Source organism: Halopseudomonas sabulinigri, assembly GCF_900105255.1.
GTDB lineage: Bacteria > Pseudomonadota > Gammaproteobacteria > Pseudomonadales > Pseudomonadaceae > Halopseudomonas > Halopseudomonas sabulinigri.
In genome coordinates this window covers 3,373,023-3,392,284 of sequence record NZ_LT629763.1, presented here as the reverse complement: position 1 = coordinate 3,392,284, position 19,262 = coordinate 3,373,023, and the positions used below count along the sequence as shown (strand labels likewise).

Genomic DNA, 19,262 nt, shown 5'->3' with positions numbered 1-19,262 from the left:
CCTGTCGTCCGCAGGCTGCCCGGTGCAGCCTGCGTTCATTCCCCGCCTGACCGGCTACCATGCCCCCAGCAGCCCCCTACGTCGGACGCTTTGCCCCCACCCCTAGCGGTCATCTGCATTTCGGCTCTCTTGTCGCGGCGCTCGCCAGCTACCTGGACGCACGTCAGCAGCAGGGGCACTGGCTGATACGGGTTGAAGACCTCGACCAACCACGCAGCATTCCCGGCGCCAGCCAGCAGATCATCGATACCCTGGCTTGCTACGGCATGCACAGCGATGGGGAAATCCTCTACCAGCACGATCGCCTGGCGCGCTATCAAGCCCAGGTGGCGCAATGGCTGGGCGAAGGCAAAGCCTATTATTGCGATTGCTCACGGCGCGACCTGGCGGAGTTCGATGGCATCTATCCCGGCACTTGCCGCCAGCGTCAGCTGCCGCCCGCCGATGATCATGCGATACGCCTGATCGTGCCTGATCAGCAGATCACCACGCTTGACCGATTGCAGCCGCCGTTCAGTCAAAATCTGGCGACCAGCCTCGGCGACTTCATCATCCGCCGGCGCGACGGCATCTTCGCTTACCAGTTGGCCGTGGTGCTCGATGACATCGCCCAAGGCATCACCGACGTGGTGCGTGGGGCCGACCTGCTTGACTCGACCCCGCGCCAGCAATGGATTTACCAACTGCTCGGCCAGCCGCTGCCGCGCTACCTGCATATCCCCCTGCTGATGCGGGCCGATGGCGAGAAGCTGAGCAAACGCCTGGGCTCCACCCCGCTCGACCCCGCTCAGGCGCCGACGCAATTGTTCCGTGCACTGCAGGCGCTGGCACAGAACCCTCCGGCCAGTCTGCGCAGCGCCAGTGTCGACGAGTTGCTCAATTGGGCCATTGCTCACTGGCAACCGCAGCACCTCAGTGCCACGCCGAGCCTACCCTACGACGCACGCTTTGATTGATGCCCTTGGCAAGCCGCAGCCGCCTGATTACCATCAGGGCCTGACCAAAGCGGCAACGCGATCTGCAGCCGCCCGCAAATCAACGGATACCCATGTATATCTACCGCCTGGTGCTGCTGCTGGTAATCGGCATCTACCTGTTTTCCCCCGCCATCATGGATTGGTGGATAGAACCCCAGGGTGCCTGGTACCGTCCCTATGTGCTGTGGCTGATCCTGATCATCGCCGGCATGCTGCTACAGAGCCCAAAAGATGCCGATGAGCTTTGATCTGAGTCAGCTGCTGCTGATCAGCATTATTTACCTGATCCTGCTGTTTGGCGTCGCCTGGATGACCGAACACGGCCTGGTGCCGCGCGCAGTGCTGCGCCATCCCGCCACCTACACACTGTCACTCGGCGTCTATGCCAGCGCCTGGGCCTTCTATGGCACCATCGGTCTGGCTTACCAGTACGGCTACGGTTTTCTGACCTATTACCTGGGGGTTTGCGGCGCCTTTCTGTTGGCGCCGGTGCTGCTCAGCCCGATCCTGCGCATCACCCGTACTTACCAGTTGTCGTCCCTCGCCGACCTCTTCTCGTTCCGCTTTCGCAGCACCTGGGCCGGCACCCTGACCACACTGTTCATGCTGGTTGGCGTGCTGCCGCTGCTGGCCTTGCAGATTCAGGCGGTCGCCGATTCGGTACAGATACTGACGCAGGAGTCCGGCCACGGCACCGTCGCGCTGGGCTTCTGTGTGCTGATCATTCTGTTCGCGATTCTGTTCGGTGCGCGGCACATCTCCGCCCGGGAAAAGCATGAGGGCCTGGTCATCGCCATTGCCTTCGAGTCGCTGGTCAAACTGATCTCGATTGCCGCCATCGGCCTGTACGCACTCTATGTGGTGTTCGACGGACCGGCCGGTTTGCAACTCTGGCTCGACAGCAACCAGGAAGCGCTCAAGACCCTGCACACGCCCTTGCAGGAAGGCCCCTGGCGCACCCTGCTGCTGGTATTTTTCTCCGCGGCCTTCGTCATGCCGCACATGTACCACATGGCCTTTACCGAGAACCTGAACCCGCGCGCACTCGGCACCGCGAGTTGGGGCCTGCCGCTGTTTCTGCTGTTGATGAGCCTGGCGGTTCCGCCGATTCTCTGGGCGGGCCTGCATCTTGGCGTACCGACCAACCCGGAATACTTCTCGCTGGGTCTGGGCGTGGCTGCCGGCTCCGAATGGCTCTCGCTACTGGCGTTTGTGGGTGGCCTGTCCGCCGCCAGCGGCCTGATCATCGTAGTGACCCTGGCACTGTCCGGCATGGTGCTCAACCACATGGTGCTGCCGCTCTATCAGCCCAGCGCCGACAACAACATCTACCGCTGGCTGCTGTGGACGCGCCGAACGCTGATCGCCGCCATCATCATGGCCAGCTACGGTTTTTACCGGCTGCTGGGCGCCGAACAGGATCTGGCCAATCTGGGCATTGCCTCCTTCGTGGCCACCGTGCAGTTTCTCCCCGGCACGCTCTCGGTATTGTATTGGCCGCAGGCCAACCGCCGCGGCTTCATCAGCGGTCTGATCGCCGGCATGCTGGTGTGGGCCATCACCCTGCTGCTGCCGCTGGTGACCAGCCTGCCCGGGCTGCAGCTGTTTGGCCTGACGCTGAGCTTCAACGCCGATACCTGGCACCTGGCGGCGATCAGCTCGCTGGCCGTCAACGTGGTGGTGTTGACGCTGATTTCACTGTTCACCCAGCGCAGTAACGAGGAGCAAAGCGCCGCCGAAGCCTGCTCGGTCGATAACGTCAGTCGCCCCCAGCGTATGCAGTTGATGGCCTCCTCCCCGCAGGAATTTGCCCAGCAACTGGCCAAGCCGTTGGGTAACAAGACCGCGCAATACGAGGTAGAGCAAGCACTGCGCGACCTCAAGCTGCCCTTCGACGAGCACCGCCCCTATGCACTGCGGCGTCTGCGCGACCGCCTGGAGGCCAACTTGTCGGGCCTGATGGGCCCCTCCGTCGCCCAGGATATTATCGAGACCTTCCTGCCGTTCAAGATGGGCCGCGACGGCTATGTCACCGAAGACATTCACTTCATCGAAAACCGCCTAGAGGACTACCACTCACGCCTCACCGGCCTTGCCGCCGAGTTGGATGCACTGCGCCGTTATCATCGACAAACCCTGCAGGATCTGCCCATGGGTGTCTGCTCGCTGGCGCAGGACAACGAAGTGTTGATGTGGAACCGCGCCATGCAGGCGCTTACCGGCATCGAGGCCGACAGCGTCATCGGCTCACGCCTGACCAGCCTGGCGGGCCCCTGGGGCGATCTGCTGGAGCGTTTTGTGGAGGATCAGTCATCACACCTGCACAAACAGAAGCTGGTGATCGACGGCCAGACCCAATGGCTGAGCCTGCACAAGGCCGCCATCGACGAGCCCGGTTACGTCGGCGGTAGCGGCCTGGTGCTGCTGATTGAGGATCAGACTGAAAACCAGATGCTGGAAGAGGAGTTGATGCACTCCGAACGCCTGGCCTCGATCGGCCGCCTGGCCGCCGGTGTGGCGCACGAGATCGGCAATCCGATTACCGGCATCGCCTGTCTGGCGCAGAACCTGCGCGATGAGTCCGAGCAACTGGAAGCGCGCGAGGCGTCCGAGCAGATCATCGAACAGACCCGCCGCGTCTCGCGCATCGTGCAATCACTGGTCAACTTTGCCCACGTTGGCAGCCGCCATCAGAACCCCAACGAAGCCGTGGATTTGGCCGCTTGCACCAACGAGGCCATTCACCTGCTGTCGCTCAATCGCAAGGGTCCGGAGGTCAAGTATGTTAACCTCTGTGATCCCAAGCACCTGGCATCCGGTGATGCGCAGCGCTTGGTGCAGGTGCTGATCAACCTGCTGGGCAACGCCCGGGACGCCAGTCGCGACGGCGACAGCATTACCGTCAGCACCCAGGAAAACGAGCATCAGGTACTGCTGCAGATCGAGGATCAGGGCAGCGGCATCGACAAGGCCATCATGGATCGTCTGTTCGAGCCCTTCTTCACCACCAAGGAGCCGGGGACAGGAACCGGGCTCGGATTGGCACTGGTTTACTCCATCATCGAAGAGCATTATGGGCAGATAACCATCGACAGCCCGGTCGAGCATACATCCCAGCGCGGCACCCGGTTCACCATTACCCTGCCGCGTTACAGCAACATCAGTAACGGCGCCCACGCCTGAGTCTGTCGGGCGCCGTCACGCATGAGGTTTACATGTCACACATACTGGTAGTTGAAGACGAAGCCATCATCCGCACCGCACTCAAGCGGCTGCTGGAGCGGCACCAATACCAGGTCAAGGAAGCCGGCTCCGTCAGTGAAACGGAACAATACGATCTCAATACGTTCGACCTGATCATCAGCGACCTGCGTCTGCCGGGCGAACCCGGCACCGAGATGATCAAGCGCGCACTGGATACCCCGGTGCTGATCATGACCAGTTACGCCAGCCTGCGCTCGGCGGTCGATTCGATGAAGCTCGGCGCCGTCGACTACATCGCCAAGCCCTTTGATCACGACGAAATGGTCGAAACCGTGCAGCGTATCATCGCGGCGCGCAGCGAGCGCCAGGCGGCGCAGGCCAGCGCGCCGAGCAGCCCCGCAGCCAACAGCAAGCCTGCCGCCAACGTGGCAGAACCAGTACAGCCGCAGGGCGACGGCCACGACATGGGCATCATCGGCTCCTGTGAATCCATGCAGACGCTGTTCAAACGCATCGGCAAGGTAGCGCCCACCGACTCCACTGTCCTGATTCAGGGCGAATCCGGCACCGGTAAGGAACTGGTCGCCCGCGCAATGCACGAGCGCTCGCAACGCGCCAAGGCACCCCTGATCTCGGTCAACTGCGCCGCCATTCCGGAAACCCTGATCGAATCCGAACTGTTCGGCCACGAGAAGGGCTCGTTCACCGGCGCCACCGCCGGCCGTACCGGTCTGGTCGAAGCCGCCGATGGCGGCACCCTGTTTCTCGATGAAATCGGCGAGCTGCCACTGGAAGCCCAGGCACGCCTGCTGCGCGTACTGCAGGAAGGCGAGATTCGCCGGGTCGGCTCGGTGCAGTCACACAAGGTAGATGTGCGCCTGGTGGCCGCGACCCACCGCGACCTGAAAACCATGGCGCGCCAAGGGCTGTTCCGCGAGGATTTGTATTACCGTCTGAACGTGATCGAACTGCGCCTGCCGCCGCTGCGTGATCGCGGCAAGGATGTGCTGTTGATTGCTGAAGCGCTATTGCAGCGCGCCGCCGCCAACATGAAGCAGGAAGGTTTGCATTTCAGCCAGGACGCGCGCCACGCCATCCTCAATTACACCTGGCCCGGCAACGTGCGCGAGCTGGAGAACGCCATTGAGCGCTCTGCCATTCTCTGTGATCACGATGAAATCACTGCAGACCTGCTGGGCATCGAGCTCGACGCCGAGATCGAGCGCGCTTCCGAGGCAGCCAACGCCCTGCAAACCATGCAACACAGCGACAGCAGTGGCCAGGAGCCGGCCGAAGACCTGTCGCTGGAAGACTACTTTCAGCACTTTGTGCTTGAGCATCAGGAGCACATGACCGAAACCCAGCTGGCGCACAAATTGGGCATCAGCCGCAAATGCCTGTGGGAACGCCGCCAACGGCTCGGCATTCCGCGCAAGAAAACCGCCAACAGCTAGGCCACAAAGCCACCTTCCCTTCTGCGTGGCGGTCGTCATGATCGCCAAGCCCTCCCCCAAGCAACCCATAAGCCAGAGCGGTTTTTTGCCTGAGTAACAGCAAAGTGCCAGCAAGTGTTACCTGTTACCCACCCCACACCCGCAAAACTGTTACCCCCACCACCCCAGGCGGTAACACTTTTGCGAGGTTTACGGTAACAACTGGGCGGGTAACACGCAGAGAGATTTCCATGAAAAACAGCAAGCCGTTGTTTTAAAAGGAATTTAAAAAACTGGCACGGCAAATGCTTTATCTCTTGTACAACAACAATAAAAACCAAAATACATAACAAAAATAATATTCGACTCCACACACAACAAAAACAAAACGTGCGAGACGTAGCAAACTGATTTTTTTGGAGAATAGCAGTCAGGTCGCGAGCAGGATGCTCTACTGGACAAGAGAAAAATAAAAGTTGCCCAAGCAACCTACCGTCCATAGCCACATGAAGGCCGACACTGAACCTAAGCTTCCAAAGCAATCCGTTTGTTTTAGACAACCCGAGATGGGTTAATCAAATAGCGGCATTTGCCGCTGCTGTCTAAAAAAAATATAGCTCTGATAATAACAACAATAAAAAAACCATTAGGGGGAGTGAATGCTCCCCTTGAGCTTTATCTCCAGCAACAAGCCTCCCCCCGCAGCATTCGCCTTCTCCATATCCTATTGTTCCTTACCTTTCAAGCCATTTCAGGCTAGAATGCTCGCCAATTGAGACACTCCAGCACTCACCGATTCTCGCCGACCGGCGGTTGCGCTGAACCCTGCTGAGCCTCATACATTCATTCTACTGCCCTCCACCGACAGCATTGCGGTAGCCGGGCAATGACGGGCTGTTGGAAAACCAACCTTTATGATTCGGAAGCTGTTGCAGAAAATCCCCTCCCCGTTCGGCTTGCCCCAGCGCAAGCGAACCACGCCGACGGTCATTCCCGCCAGCCAACACAGCCTGCGCCGTGAGCGCCTGAGCCGGCACGCAGTTACCGTGGTGGAGCGCCTGCAACAGGCGGGCTATCAGGCCTTTGCCGTTGGCGGCTGCGTCCGTGACCTGCTGCTGAACATCGAGCCCAAGGACTTTGACGTCGCCACCAGCGCCACGCCCGAACAGGTGCGCGCCACCTTTCGCAACTCGCGGCTGATTGGCCGCCGCTTCAAGCTGGCACATGTTCATTTTGGGCGCGAGATCATTGAAGTCGCGACCTTCCGTGCCAACCACGAGGAAGAGGCCAGCGCCGAGCAGTCACGCCAGAGCGAATCCGGCCGCCTGCTGCGCGATAACGTCTACGGCACCTTCGAGCAGGACGCCCAGCGCCGCGACTTCACCATCAACGCGCTCTACTACGACGTCAGCAGTGGGCAGATACACGATTTCGCCAACGGCGTGCACGACATCCGCAACCAGCAGATTCGCCTGATTGGCCAACCCGAGCAGCGCTACCAGGAGGACCCGGTACGCATGCTGCGAGCGATCCGCTTTGCCGGTAAGCTGGGCTTCGAGATTGAGCCACATACCGCCGCCCCGATCGAGAAACTGGCGCCGTTGCTGCACGACATTCCTGCCGCACGTCTGTTTGACGAAGTGCTCAAGCTGCTGATGAGTGGTCAGGGGCAACGCACCTTCGATCTGCTCTATGAATATGACCTGTTCGCGCCGCTGTTTCCGGATACCGATGAAGCCATCCTCGACCGCCCTGACTACACCCTGCAGCTGGTGCGCCAGGCGCTGAGCAACACCGATGAGCGCATCGCCCAGGGCAAACCGGTCACGCCGGCCTTCCTGTTTGCCGCGCTGCTCTGGCCCGCATTGCCGCAGCGCGTGCGCGACCTTGAAGCCCAGGGTATCCCGAGCATTCCGGCGCATCAGCAAGCAGCACATGAACTGCTGGCGGAACAGTGCCGGCATACCGCCATTCCCAAGCGCTTCAGCATTCCCATGCGTGAAATCTGGGACATGCAGCCGCGCCTGGCCCGTCGCAGCGGGCGCCGTGCCGACCAGATGCTGGAGCACCCGCGCTTTCGTGCCGCCTACGACTTCCTGCTGCTGCGTGAAAGCGCCGGCGAGCAAACCGACGGACTGGGTCACTGGTGGACGCTGTATCAGGACGCCAGCCCGGAAGAGCGTCGGCGCATGATTCGAGAACTCGGCGGCGACAAGAGCAGCAGCCCCAAGCGTTCGCGCTCACGCTCGCGGCGCAAGCCCCGCAACAACGCCCCGGACGCCTGATGACGCGGTGTTACATCGGGCTGGGCAGCAACCAGGCTGACCCGCAGGCGCAGGTCGAGGCTGCCTGCGCCGCCCTCGGGCGTATTCCTGACACCCGGTTTGTCGCCTGCTCGTCACTGTATCGCAGCGCCCCCATGGGGCCGCAGGACCAGCCCAGCTATGTCAACGCCGTGGTCGCGCTCGATACTGCTCTGACCGCCGAGCAATTGCTCGATGCCCTGCAGCAGATCGAACAGCAGCAGGGCCGCGTACGCAAGGCCGAGCGCTGGGGGCCACGCACTCTGGACCTCGACATTCTGCTGTTCGGTAATCAACAGATCAGCAGCCCACGCTTGCAAGTGCCGCACTACCACATGCACGCCCGTGCCTTCGTACTCTACCCGCTGGCTGAACTGCAGCCCGAGCTGCAGATGCCCGATGGCACGCCGCTGCAGCACCTGCTGAACGCCTGCCCCCGCGGTGATCTGCAAACATTGGCAGCTTTTATACAACAGCCTGATGCGCAAACAGGCTTGACACCCGGCGGCTGAGACGTAGGATGCCGTTCTCTGCCGGGTGGCTGGCGCCGAGATACTGCGCACCCACCGGCCGTACCCTGCAGCAGCAAGACTATACTCAATCAGGTTCTATAATCCTGAAACTCCAGCGCGTCGCGACGCTGTTTAACCAGCGCGACGGACACTGAACTGGCGCCTCTGTGAGGCCGAACCACTGGAATCTGCCATGCCTGACGTAACCCTGACGACGCTGAACAAGCTAAAGCAGAGCGGCGAGAAGATTGTTTGTCTGACCGCCTACGACGCGACCTTTGCCCACCTTGAGAGTGTTGCCGGCGTTGAGGTGATGCTGGTCGGTGACTCCCTGGGCATGGTCCTGCAGGGTCACGACAGCACCCTGCCGGTAAGCGTTGACGATATGGCTTACCACACCCGCGCGGTCAAGCGCGGCAACCGTGGCGCGCTGATCATGGCCGACTTGCCGTTCATGGCCTACGCCACCCTGGAAGACGCACTGCGCAACAGCGCCCAGTTGATGCAGGCCGGTGCCCAGGTAGTGAAACTGGAAGGCGGCGGCTGGCTGGCCGAGAGCATCAGCGTGCTCAGCCGCAACGGCATTCCGGTCTGCGCGCATATGGGGCTGACCCCCCAGACCGTGAACATTCTTGGTGGCTACAAGGTGCAGGGCCGCGAAGAGGCCCAGGCGCAGGTTCTGCTCGATGATGCCAAGGCCCTCGAAGCCGCTGGCGCCAGCCTGTTGCTGCTGGAGTGCGTGCCGCCGGCGCTGGCCAACAAGATCACCGCGGCAGTGTCCATTCCGGTAATTGGCATTGGTGCCGGCAGCGGCACCGACGGTCAGGTGCTGGTGGTACACGACATGCTCGGGCTATCCATCAGCGGACGCTTGCCACGTTTCGTGAAAAACTTCATGATCGGCCAGGCAGACATCGCCAGCGCAGTGCGCGCCTATGTCGACGCCGTCAAACAGGTTGAATTCCCAGCAGCTGAACACGAGTTCTGAATCCATGAACACCCTGCACACCATTGCGCAGCTGCGTGCTGCGGTTAGCCGTGCCCGCCAGGAAGGCAAGCGAATTGGACTGGTCCCCACCATGGGCAACCTGCACGCCGGCCACATCGCACTGGTGGAAAAGGCGCTGCAGCGCACCGATTACGTGGTGGTCAGCATCTTCGTCAACCCGATGCAGTTCGGTGCCGGCGAAGACCTCGACAGCTATCCGCGCACGCTGCCGGAAGACCAGGCCAAGCTGCATGAGATTGGCACCCATATGATCTTCGCGCCCAACGTCAGCGAAATGTACCCCGAGAGTATGGAAGGCCACACCCGCGTGGCCGTGCCGGTGGTGTCGGAAGGCCTGTGCGGCTCCAGCCGCCCCGGCCATTTTGAGGGCGTGGCCACTGTAGTCAGCAAGCTGCTGAACATAGTGCAGCCGGACCTGGCAATCTTTGGCCAGAAGGACTTCCAGCAGCTGGCGGTAATCCGCAAGATGGCGCACGACCTGTGCATGCCGGTACAGATCATGGGCGAGCCTACGGTGCGCGCCGCCGACGGCCTGGCGCTCTCCTCGCGCAATGGTTACCTGAGTGCCGAGCAGCGCAGCAACGCGCCGCAGCTGTACCAGACCCTGCAACAGATCGCTGCCAAACTGCAGGCTGGCCGACGCGACTTTTCCGCCGTTATCGAGGAAGCCCGCGTCCAGCTGCTCGCCGCCGGACTGCAGCCTGATTACCTTGACCTGCGCGATGCGCACAACCTGCAACCCGCTGACGTGCAGACCAAAGACGTGGTGGCCTTGGCCGCCGCCTTCCTTGGCACCACACGCTTGATCGACAACCTGCAGTTCAGCTTGAGCTAGACAACCTGCTCCCCGGCGGCGCGATCGCGCCGCCGGGTGTTCTTCCCCGCCCTCTGTGCCTTCCATCCCTGCTCTGCCCTGGCACCACGCTCAAGACCATCTCATACCAAAGAAGGGTTGAAACCAACCCGGTGATATCCGACGCTGTAAGGCATGAAATGAACGCCCGCCTATACTTCAGGGCCCGTGTTCAGGTCTCGGCTAGCCGTGCCCAAACCGGTCAATGCTGCGACTGCCTGACTTCAATAACAACAGGGAATCACCCATGTACAAGATCGAAAACCATAAGGTATCGGACGCCGCGCGCGCGGTCAGTCACCTCGATGAAGCCGGCTATGAGCGCCTGTATCGCCAGTCGCTGGAGCAGCCTGATCAGTTCTGGGCCGAGCAGGCTGAGCGCTTTCTGACCTGGGAAAAGCCCTGGAGCAAGGTACACCAAAGCGATCTGAGCAAGGGTGAAGCAGCCTGGTTCATTGACGGCAAGCTGAACGTCAGCGTCAACTGCATCGACCGCCACCTAGCTGAGCGTGGCGATGCCACGGCGATTATCTGGGAAGGCGACAACCCCGAAGACGATGCGCACATCAGCTATCGCCAACTGCACGAGAAAGTCTGCCGCCTGGCTAATGTCCTCAAGGCCCGTGGCATTAAAAAAGGCGATCGCGTCTGCCTGTACATGCCGATGATTCCCGAAGCCGCCTACGCCATGCTGGCCTGCGCGCGCATTGGCGCGGTGCACTCGGTGGTCTTTGGTGGCTTCTCGCCGGATGCCGTACGCGACCGTATTCTCGACTCCGACTGTCAGGCTGTGATCACCGCTGACGAAGGCGTGCGCGGCGGCAAGGCCGTGGCGCTGAAAACCAGCGTGGAAAAGGCCCTGAAAGATTGTCCCAACGTTCACACCGTGGTTACCGTGCGGCGCACCGGTGCCGATATTCCGTGGAACGAAAATCGCGACATCTGGTACCACGAAGCCATTGACGCTGTCAGCGCCGACTGCCCGGCCGAGGCGATGGACAGCGAAGACCCGCTGTTCATCCTCTACACCTCCGGCTCCACCGGCAAGCCCAAGGGCGTGCTGCACACCACCGGTGGCTACCTGCTGATGGCGTCGATGACCCACCATTACGTGTTCGACTACCACCCCGGTGAGGTCTACTGGTGCACCGCCGATGTCGGCTGGATTACCGGCCACTCTTACATCGTTTACGGCCCGCTGTGCAACGGCGCCACCACCCTACTGTTTGAAGGCGTGCCCACCTACCCGGACGCCTCGCGCTGCTGGCAAGTGATCGACAAGCATCAGGTAAATATCTTCTACACCGCGCCCACCGCCCTCCGCGCGCTGATGGCCAAGGGTAACGAGCCGGTCAAGAGCAGCTCCCGCGCCAGCCTGCGCCTGCTGGGAACGGTCGGCGAGCCGATCAACCCCGAGGCCTGGGAATGGTACTTCGATGTCGTCGGTGAGCGTCGCTGCCCAATCGTCGATACCTGGTGGCAGACCGAAACCGGCGCTGCCATGATTACGCCGCTGCCGGGCAGCACCGACCTCAAGCCCGGGTCGGCCACCCGCCCGTTCTTCGGCGTGGAGCCGGCGCTCTATGACCCCGAGGGTAACGAACTGGAAGGTGCTACCAGCGGCAACCTGGTGATCAAGCGCTCCTGGCCGAGCCAGATTCGCACCGTCTACGGTGATCATCAGCGCCTGGTCGACACCTATTTCAGCACCTACAAAGGCGTCTACTTCACCGGCGACGGCGCGCGCCGCGATGAGGATGGCTACTACTGGATTACTGGGCGCGTAGACGATGTGCTCAACGTCTCCGGCCACCGCATCGGTACCGCCGAGGTCGAGAGTGCTCTGGTGCTGCACGACGCCGTAGCGGAAGCGGCTGTGGTCGGTTGCCCGCACGATATCAAGGGCCAGTGCCTGTATGTGTACGTCTCGCCGATGAACGGCGTGACGCCGTCCGATGAGCTGGTGAAGGAGCTGAAGAGCTTTGTCGCCGATCAGGTGGGCGCCTTTGCCCGTCCGGAGTTCATTCAATGGGCACCCGGTCTGCCCAAGACCCGCTCCGGCAAGATCATGCGCCGTATTCTGCGCAAGATCGCCTGCGATGAGCTGGACACCCTGGGTGATACATCCACCCTAGCTGATCCATCGGTCGTCGAGGAGCTGATTGCCAACCGATTGAATCAGGCCTGAGACAACTTGCCCTGAAGCTTGTCCTGAACGAGGCCCGCCTCTATGCTTGTGCACTCGAAAAAGTGCCGCATAGAGGAGCCCGTTCATGCAAGAGGTCGTGATTGTCGCCGCCACCCGTACTGCCATCGGCAGCTTTGGGGGCCAGTTCGCCCATGTTCCCGCCCACGAACTGGGCGCGACTGTTATCCGCGCCCTGCTGGAGCAAAGCCAGATCGACCCGGCGATTGTCGACGAGGTCATCCTCGGTCAGGTGCTGACCGCCGGCTGCGGCCAGAATCCGGCCCGCCAAGCGGCGATCCATGCTGGCCTGCCGCATGCGGTTCCCGCGCTCACCCTGAACAAGGTCTGTGGCTCCGGCCTCAAGGCGCTGCATCTGGCAGCCCAAGCCATTCGCTGCGGCGATGCCGAGGTGATGATTGCCGGCGGCCAGGAATCCATGAGCCTGTCTCCCCACCTGATTCCCACCTCCCGTACTGGCCAACGCATGGGCCACGGTCAGATGATCGACAGCATGATCCAGGACGGCCTGTGGGATGCCTTCAACAACTACCACATGGGCATCACGGCGGAAAACCTGGTCGACAAATACAGCATCAGCCGCGAAGAGCAGGACGCCTTTGCCGCCGCCTCGCAGCAGAAAGCGGTCGCCGCGCAGCAAGCCGGTCGCTTCAACCGTGAGATCACCCCGGTAAGCATCCCGCAGCGTAAGGGTGATGCCGTGATCGTCACCCAGGACGAGCAACCGCGTGACGGCACCAGCTCCGAAAGCCTCGGCCGCCTGAAGCCAGCGTTCAAGAAAGACGGCTCGGTAACAGCCGGCAACGCCTCCAGTCTGAACGACGGCGCCGCCGCCGTGCTGATGATGAGCGCCGACAAGGCCAAGCAACTCGGCCTGCCGGTGCTGGCGCGCATTGCCGCCTACGCCAATGCCGGGGTCGACCCGGCCATCATGGGCATCGGCCCGGTGTCAGCCACCCAACGCTGCCTGGCCAAGGCCGGCTGGCAGATCGCCGAGCTGGACCTGATCGAAGCCAACGAAGCCTTCGCCGCCCAGGCACTGGCGGTCAGCCGCGAGCTGCAGTGGGACATGGACAAGGTCAACGTCAATGGCGGCGCCATTGCCCTGGGCCACCCCATTGGTGCCTCCGGCTGCCGCGTGCTGGTGACCCTGCTGCACAGCATGCTGGAGCGCGACGCCAAGAAAGGCCTTGCCACCCTCTGCATCGGCGGCGGTCAGGGCGTCGCCCTGGCGCTGGAACGCGACTGATTCCACCGGCGCCAGACCATCCCGGCTTGCTACGCACGACGCTGCGTCGCAAGCCGTTTTCTTTACCGCCGCAGCGGCGGCAAAACCCGCGACTAAGCGCACATGCGCACTGAACTGACCTCCCCGCCTTCTGTCCTATGCTTGATTACAGCGCCGTCGCCATGACCGCGCCATTGTGACTAGTACATCATCAAGACAAGGGCTCCCCATGGACAGCCAGCCGCTTTCAGCCGCCCCCCGACACCAGCCGGTCTATATCGTCGACGGCGCTCGTACTCCCTTCCTCAAGGCGCGCGGTAAACCCGGCCCCTTTACTCCGGTCGACCTCGCGGTGCAGTGTGGCCGCCCACTGTTGATGCGCCAGGCACTGGACCCCACGGCCTTTGATCAGGTCATTCTGGGTTGCGTCAACGTCGTCTCCGAAGAAATGAACCCGGCGCGCGTTGCCGCCCTGCGGCTGGGCATGGGCGCGCAAATGCCGGCCTTTACCGTACAAATCAATTGCGGTTCGGGCATGCAATCGATTGATACCGGTTACCGCTACATCCGCGACGGCGGTGCCGACTTGATTCTTGCCGGCGGCGCCGAGGCACTCAGTCATGCACCCCTGCTGTTCAGGCAAAGCGCGGTCGACTGGTTTGCCGAACTCAACCAGGCGCGCAGCCTGCCGGCCCGCCTGAAAGCACTGGCGCGCTGGCGCCCCAGCCTGATGCAGCCGGTGATCGGCCTGGAACGCGGCCTGACCGACCCGATCGTGGGCCTCAACATGGGTCAGACGGCAGAAGTGCTCGCCCAGCTGTTCAACATCGACCGTGAGTCGGCCGATGCCTACGCCCTGACCAGCCACCAGCGCCTCGCCGCAGCGCAGGAGGCCGGCTGGTTGCAGGATGAAGTGGTGCCGCTGTTCGACGGTAAGGGCAAGCAATACAGCCGCGACGACGGCGTGCGCCCCGACAACTCGCTGGAGGCACTGGCCAAGCTGCAGCCCGTGTTTGAAAAGCCCTACGGCCAGGTCACCGCCGGCAACAGCTCACAGATTACCGATGGCGCCAGCTGGGTGATTCTGGCCTCCGAGCAGGCGCTGATAAAACACAATCTGGTGCCCAGAGCAGTGATCATTGACAGCCATTGGGCCGCGCTCGACCCGGAAATCATGGGCCTGGGGCCGGTACTCAGCAGCACCGCCCTGTTGCAACGCCACGGCCACCAGCTGGGCGATATTGATCTCTGGGAAATCAACGAAGCCTTCGCCGCCCAAGTGCTCGCCTGCCTGCAAGCCTGGCAGGACGCGCCCTTCTGCAAGCGCGTGCTGGGCCTCGACGACGCCTTGGGTCGGCTTGACCCGGCACGGTTGAATGTGGACGGCGGCGCCATCAGCCTGGGCCATCCGGTGGGCACCAGCGGCAATCGCATCGTGCTGCACCTGGTCAACGCCCTGCAGCGCCACGGCCTGCGCCGCGGTATCGCCACGGAATGCATTGGCGGTGGCCAGTCAGGCGCCATGCTGATCGAAACACTTTAAGGAGCTGACCCGATGAACGCCCCCATCCTCGAAGCTCTGGCTCCACGGCGCATGGAGCTGGGCCCTTTCAGCCCGGCGGAACTGAAGCCGACCACGCGCCGCTGGCAACATTGGCATCTCAAGCGCGACGAGCAGAATGTCGCCTGGCTGCTGCTGGACAAGGCCGACAGCAGCGCCAACGTGTTATCCGAAGCCGTACTGCGCGAACTCAGCGAGGTAGTCGCGGCACTAAAAAGCGATATGCCCGCAGCTCTGGTCATCCGCTCGGCCAAACCCGGCAGTTTCTGCGTGGGCGCCGATATCAGCGAGTTTCGGCAACTCAAGACCGAGCCGGACGTCATCAACCAACTGGTTGAGGCACACCTGCTGGCACAGAAAATAGTCGATCTCAGTTGCCCCACCATTGCCATCATTCATGGCGCCGCACTGGGCGGCGGGCTGGAGCTGGCGCTGTGCTGCGACTATCGCCTGGCAGTCAAGGGCGCCACTTTCGGTGTGCCCGAGGTGTTGCTCGGACTGCATCCGGGGCTCGGCGGTACGGCTCGCCTGCCGGATCTGATCGACCCGCTGGTGGCGATGGAGATGATGTTGAGCGGACGCACGGTGCACGACGCCCAGGCCAGCAAGCTCGGACTGATCGATCAATTGCTGGAAGAGCGTCACCTGCAAAATGCCGTTACCGCCGTGCTCGCCGGTCAGCTCGACGTTGACCGCCGCAACCTGCGCGCCCGCCCCTTCCGGCTGGACTGGGTACGCCGCCTGGCCGCCTGGCGCATGCGCAAGCAGGCCGACAGCAAGGCACCACCACAGCACTACCCGGCGCCGCGCGCGCTGATCAAGCTGTGGGAGCGGCACGGCAATAGCCCGGATCAAATGCTGCACCGCGAAATCTATTCCTTCGCGCACCTGCTGAACACGCCCGCCTCACGCAATCTGGTGCGCGTATTTTTCCTGCGCGAACAACTCAAAGCGCTGAGCGACCCCGCCAAGGGCATGCACAAACCCGCGCCAGTTCGCCACGTGCATGTGATTGGCGCCGGCGCCATGGGCGGCGATATTGCCGGCTGGTGCGCCCTGCAGGGGCTGCGCGTCAGCCTGTTCGACACCGAGCCGCAAAGCATAGGCGCGGCAGTGCAGAAACTGAGCCAGCTCTGCCGGCAAAAGCACCGCAGCCCAGCCCAGACCCGCGAGATTCTCGACAACCTGATACCCGACCCCGACAACAGCGGCGTGGCAGTGGCCGACCTGGTGCTGGAGGCGGTGCCCGAGGACCTGGAGATCAAACGCAAGGTGTATGCAGAGCTTGAACCGCGCATGAAGCGCGACGCCATCCTGGCCACCAATACCTCCAGTATCGCGCTGGAGAAATTGCGCGAGGGCCTGGCCGACGCCGGGCGCCTGGTGGGCATCCACTTTTTCAACCCGGTGGCGCAAATGCAACTGGTGGAGGTAGTCGCCCACTCCACTGCACGCAGCAGCGCCCTGGAGCGCGCTACCACCTTCGTAGGCCAGATCAACAGGCTGCCGGCACCGGTCGCCAGCGCGCCGGGGTTTCTGGTCAACCGGGCGTTGACGCCCTATCTGGTCGAGGCCATTTGCCTGCTGGACGAGGGGCTCAGCGCTGAAGCCATCGACCAGGTCGCCATCGACTTCGGTATGCCGATGGGGCCGCTGGAACTGGCTGACCAGGTGGGTTGGGACATTTGCCTGGGCGTGGCCGACATGCTGCGCGAGCAGCTCGACAGCCATCTGCCCGACACCCCGGACTGGCTGCGGCGCAAGGTTGAAAAAGGTGAGCTGGGGCGCAAGAGCGGCAAGGGCATCTACCGCTGGAAGCACGGCAAGGTACACAAGCGGTATCACCGCAAGCAGGCGCCGCGTGGCACTCAGGAGCGCTTGCTGTTGCCCATGCTGAACGCCTGCATGGCCTGCCTGCGCGAGCAGGTCATTGATGACGCCGATCAGCTCGACGGCGCCATGATCTTTGCCACCGGCTTTGCGCCCTTCCGTGGCGGACCGATGCACTACGCCGAGCAACTGGGTTTCGATAACGTCGCCGCACAGCTGCAGGAGCTGAGCGAGAAACACGGCCCGCGCTTTACCCCCGATCCGGGCTGGACCGCCGTTGCCGATGAGTGAACAGCCTGCGTGTTTTGACGATGCCGAGGCGCTGGTCGATGCCATACTGCAACGTTTGGGCAACACCCTGGTGGTTGGCCTGCCATTGGGTCTCGGCAAGGCCAACCACCTGATCAACGCGCTTTACCTCCGCGCGCGTGATAACGCCGAGATTTCGTTGACCATCTGTACCGCGCTCACCCTGGAAGCTCCCAGCGCCAGCAGCGATCTGGAACAGCGTTTTATTGGCCCGCTATCGCAGCGCCTGTTTGCCGAGTACCCGGCACTGGAGTACGCCAAGGCAATGCGCAGCGGCGAGCTGCCGGGCAATATCCAGGTGCGCGAGTTTTTCCTGCGCCCCGGCGGCTGGCGCGGTGTGCCGCGCATGCAGCAGGACTACACCAGCCTCAACTACACCCATGCGCTGGACACCCTGCTGCGCTGGCAGGTAAACCTTATCCTGCAACTGGTTGCACCGGGCGAGCCCGCGGCCGACGGCCAGCCCGCGCGCTACAGTCTAAGCTGCAACCCCGACATCAGTGCCGACCTGCTGGACCGGCGCCAACGCGGTGAGCTGCAGCTACTCAGCGTAGGCCAGGTCAACCACGCGCTGCCCTATATGGGCGGGGCAGCGGATCGCCCCGCGAGCGATTTCGACCTGCTACTGCACAGCCCGCAATACGACTTTCCGTTGTTCACACCGCCGCACAGCCCGGCGGCGCTCAAGCACCACGCCATTGCCCTGCGGGTGGCGAGCCTGGTACCTGATGGCGGCACCCTGCAAATCGGCATCGGCTCCATTGGCGATGCCATAGCGCACGCCTTGCGGCTGCGCCAGCAGCAACCGCTCGACTTTCAGCAACTGCTGCAACGTCTGGAAACGCCTGAGTCTTTGCTCGAGCGACACTGCGAGCCTTTTCAGACCGGCCTGTACGGCGTCACTGAAATGCTGGTAGAGGGCTTCCTGGCGCTGATCGAAGCCGGTGTCATCAAGCGTGCCGTCGACGGCAGGCTGATCCACGCCGGCTTCTTTATCGGCAGCCCGATACTCTACGAAACGCTGCAGCGCCTGCCGCCTGAAACCCGCGACAGGATCGCCATGATGCCGGTCTCATTTACCAACAGTCTGTATGGCGATGAGCATTCCAAGCGTGCAGCCCGTCAGCAGGCGCGCTTCATCAACAGCGCGCTGATGGTCAGCCTGACCGGCGCGGTGACCTCCGACGGCCTGAGCGATGCGCAGGTGATCAGCGGCGTAGGTGGCCAGTACGACTTTATCGCCCAGGCCTTTGCCCTGGACGATGCCCGCGCCATCATCACCTTACCCGCCACCCGCACCCACAAGGGCCGGGTCAGCTCCAACATCTGTTGGCAGTACCCGCACGCCACTATCCCACGGCATCTGCGCGATATGGTAGTAACTGAATACGGCGTAGCCGACCTGCGCGACAAGAGCGACGCCGAGGTGATCGACGCCATGCTCTCGGTATGTGATGCGCGCTTTCAAGAGGAACTGATGGGCCAGGCGCAGCGGGCCGGGAAATTGCCAACTGACTACCGCTTACCGGCGTCCTATCAGCGCAACACGCCAGAGCAATTGGCCTACCTGCTGACCGAAGCGCAGCAGCAGTTGCTGCCCGCCTTTCCGCTGGGCAGCGGCCTGAGCGCCGAAGAAGAGGACCTGGCGCAGGGTCTTGGCGAGCTGAAAACACTCAAGGGTAACCACAGGGCGATGCTTTCCCTGCTGTGGCGAGGTTGGCGGCGCAGCGCCACGCCGCGCCAGCAGGCAGCGCTGAAACGCATGCGGCTGGAACAGGCAACGGGGCTGCGCGAGCGCGCCTACCGGGCCTTGTTACTGGCCACATTACCGGCCTGA

At 62.5% G+C, this 19,262-nt stretch carries 13 protein-coding genes; all 13 read left to right on the top strand.

All coding sequences use genetic code 11. The features are described from left to right. Window positions 1–59: 59 nt before the first annotated feature. Entirely contained in the window at window positions 60–956 is an 897-nt protein-coding gene (gluQRS, locus tag BLU26_RS15380) for a tRNA glutamyl-Q(34) synthetase GluQRS (protein WP_092287744.1), read from the top strand. A 92-nt stretch (window positions 957–1,048) separates the two neighbouring features. Continuing rightward, window positions 1,049–1,225 carry a hypothetical protein gene (locus BLU26_RS15375; protein ID WP_090475058.1) on the top strand — a complete coding sequence of 59 codons (177 nt, stop codon included), beginning with the start codon at window positions 1,049–1,051 and terminating at the stop codon, window positions 1,223–1,225. Continuing rightward, window positions 1,209–4,160, top strand: a complete 2,952-nt coding sequence (locus tag BLU26_RS15370) for a sensor histidine kinase (protein WP_092287743.1) — start codon at window positions 1,209–1,211, stop codon at window positions 4,158–4,160. Before BLU26_RS15375 ends, BLU26_RS15370 begins: the two co-directional genes overlap by 17 nt. A gap of 32 nt (window positions 4,161–4,192) precedes the next feature. Continuing rightward, window positions 4,193–5,635, top strand: a complete 1,443-nt coding sequence (locus BLU26_RS15365) for a sigma-54-dependent transcriptional regulator (RefSeq protein ID WP_092287742.1) — start codon at window positions 4,193–4,195, stop codon at window positions 5,633–5,635. A gap of 893 nt (window positions 5,636–6,528) precedes the next feature. Beyond that, a complete protein-coding gene (locus BLU26_RS15360; protein ID WP_092287741.1) occupies window positions 6,529–7,899 on the top strand; it encodes a polynucleotide adenylyltransferase PcnB in 1,371 nt (456 codons plus the stop codon). Further along, window positions 7,899–8,429, top strand: coding sequence for a 2-amino-4-hydroxy-6-hydroxymethyldihydropteridine diphosphokinase (gene folK, locus BLU26_RS15355; protein ID WP_092287740.1), 531 nt, complete (start codon window positions 7,899–7,901; stop codon window positions 8,427–8,429). Before BLU26_RS15360 ends, folK begins: the two co-directional genes overlap by 1 nt. A 193-nt stretch (window positions 8,430–8,622) precedes the next feature. After that, the gene (panB, locus tag BLU26_RS15350; protein WP_092287739.1) at window positions 8,623–9,417 is read left to right on the top strand and encodes a 3-methyl-2-oxobutanoate hydroxymethyltransferase; all 795 of its coding nucleotides are present in this window, start codon (window positions 8,623–8,625) and stop codon (window positions 9,415–9,417) included. Between the two features lie 4 nt (window positions 9,418–9,421). Beyond that, complete coding sequence (panC, locus tag BLU26_RS15345) at window positions 9,422–10,273, top strand: pantoate--beta-alanine ligase (protein WP_092287738.1); 852 nt, start codon at window positions 9,422–9,424, stop codon at window positions 10,271–10,273. A gap of 265 nt (window positions 10,274–10,538) precedes the next feature. After that, window positions 10,539–12,479, top strand: coding sequence for an acetate--CoA ligase (gene acs, locus BLU26_RS15340; RefSeq protein ID WP_092287737.1), 1,941 nt, complete (start codon window positions 10,539–10,541; stop codon window positions 12,477–12,479). 85 nt (window positions 12,480–12,564) lie between these two features. Beyond that, a complete protein-coding gene (locus BLU26_RS15335) occupies window positions 12,565–13,746 on the top strand; it encodes an acetyl-CoA C-acetyltransferase (RefSeq protein WP_092287736.1) in 1,182 nt (393 codons plus the stop codon). A 208-nt stretch (window positions 13,747–13,954) separates the two neighbouring features. Beyond that, window positions 13,955–15,268: an acetyl-CoA C-acetyltransferase gene (locus BLU26_RS15330; protein ID WP_092287735.1), complete on the top strand. Its 1,314-nt coding sequence runs from the start codon at window positions 13,955–13,957 to the stop codon at window positions 15,266–15,268. Window positions 15,269–15,280: 12 nt separating this feature from the next. Further along, complete coding sequence (locus tag BLU26_RS15325; protein ID WP_092287734.1) at window positions 15,281–17,407, top strand: 3-hydroxyacyl-CoA dehydrogenase NAD-binding domain-containing protein; 2,127 nt, start codon at window positions 15,281–15,283, stop codon at window positions 17,405–17,407. Continuing rightward, the gene (locus tag BLU26_RS15320; protein ID WP_092287733.1) at window positions 17,400–19,262 is read left to right on the top strand and encodes an acetyl-CoA hydrolase/transferase C-terminal domain-containing protein; all 1,863 of its coding nucleotides are present in this window, start codon (window positions 17,400–17,402) and stop codon (window positions 19,260–19,262) included. Before BLU26_RS15325 ends, BLU26_RS15320 begins: the two co-directional genes overlap by 8 nt.

Coding starts and splice junctions, on each gene's coding strand:
- panC (WP_092287738.1), top strand. CDS start 9,422: ATGAACACCCTGCACACCATTGCGCAGCTGCGTGCTGCGGTTAGCCGT.
- folK (WP_092287740.1), top strand. CDS start 7,899: ATGACGCGGTGTTACATCGGGCTGGGCAGCAACCAGGCTGACCCGCAG.
- BLU26_RS15370 (WP_092287743.1), top strand. CDS start 1,209: ATGCCGATGAGCTTTGATCTGAGTCAGCTGCTGCTGATCAGCATTATT.
- BLU26_RS15330 (WP_092287735.1), top strand. CDS start 13,955: ATGGACAGCCAGCCGCTTTCAGCCGCCCCCCGACACCAGCCGGTCTAT.
- acs (WP_092287737.1), top strand. CDS start 10,539: ATGTACAAGATCGAAAACCATAAGGTATCGGACGCCGCGCGCGCGGTC.
- panB (WP_092287739.1), top strand. CDS start 8,623: ATGCCTGACGTAACCCTGACGACGCTGAACAAGCTAAAGCAGAGCGGC.
- BLU26_RS15325 (WP_092287734.1), top strand. CDS start 15,281: ATGAACGCCCCCATCCTCGAAGCTCTGGCTCCACGGCGCATGGAGCTG.
- BLU26_RS15360 (WP_092287741.1), top strand. CDS start 6,529: ATGATTCGGAAGCTGTTGCAGAAAATCCCCTCCCCGTTCGGCTTGCCC.
- BLU26_RS15335 (WP_092287736.1), top strand. CDS start 12,565: ATGCAAGAGGTCGTGATTGTCGCCGCCACCCGTACTGCCATCGGCAGC.
- BLU26_RS15365 (WP_092287742.1), top strand. CDS start 4,193: ATGTCACACATACTGGTAGTTGAAGACGAAGCCATCATCCGCACCGCA.
- BLU26_RS15375 (WP_090475058.1), top strand. CDS start 1,049: ATGTATATCTACCGCCTGGTGCTGCTGCTGGTAATCGGCATCTACCTG.
- gluQRS (WP_092287744.1), top strand. CDS start 60: ATGCCCCCAGCAGCCCCCTACGTCGGACGCTTTGCCCCCACCCCTAGC.
- BLU26_RS15320 (WP_092287733.1), top strand. CDS start 17,400: ATGAGTGAACAGCCTGCGTGTTTTGACGATGCCGAGGCGCTGGTCGAT.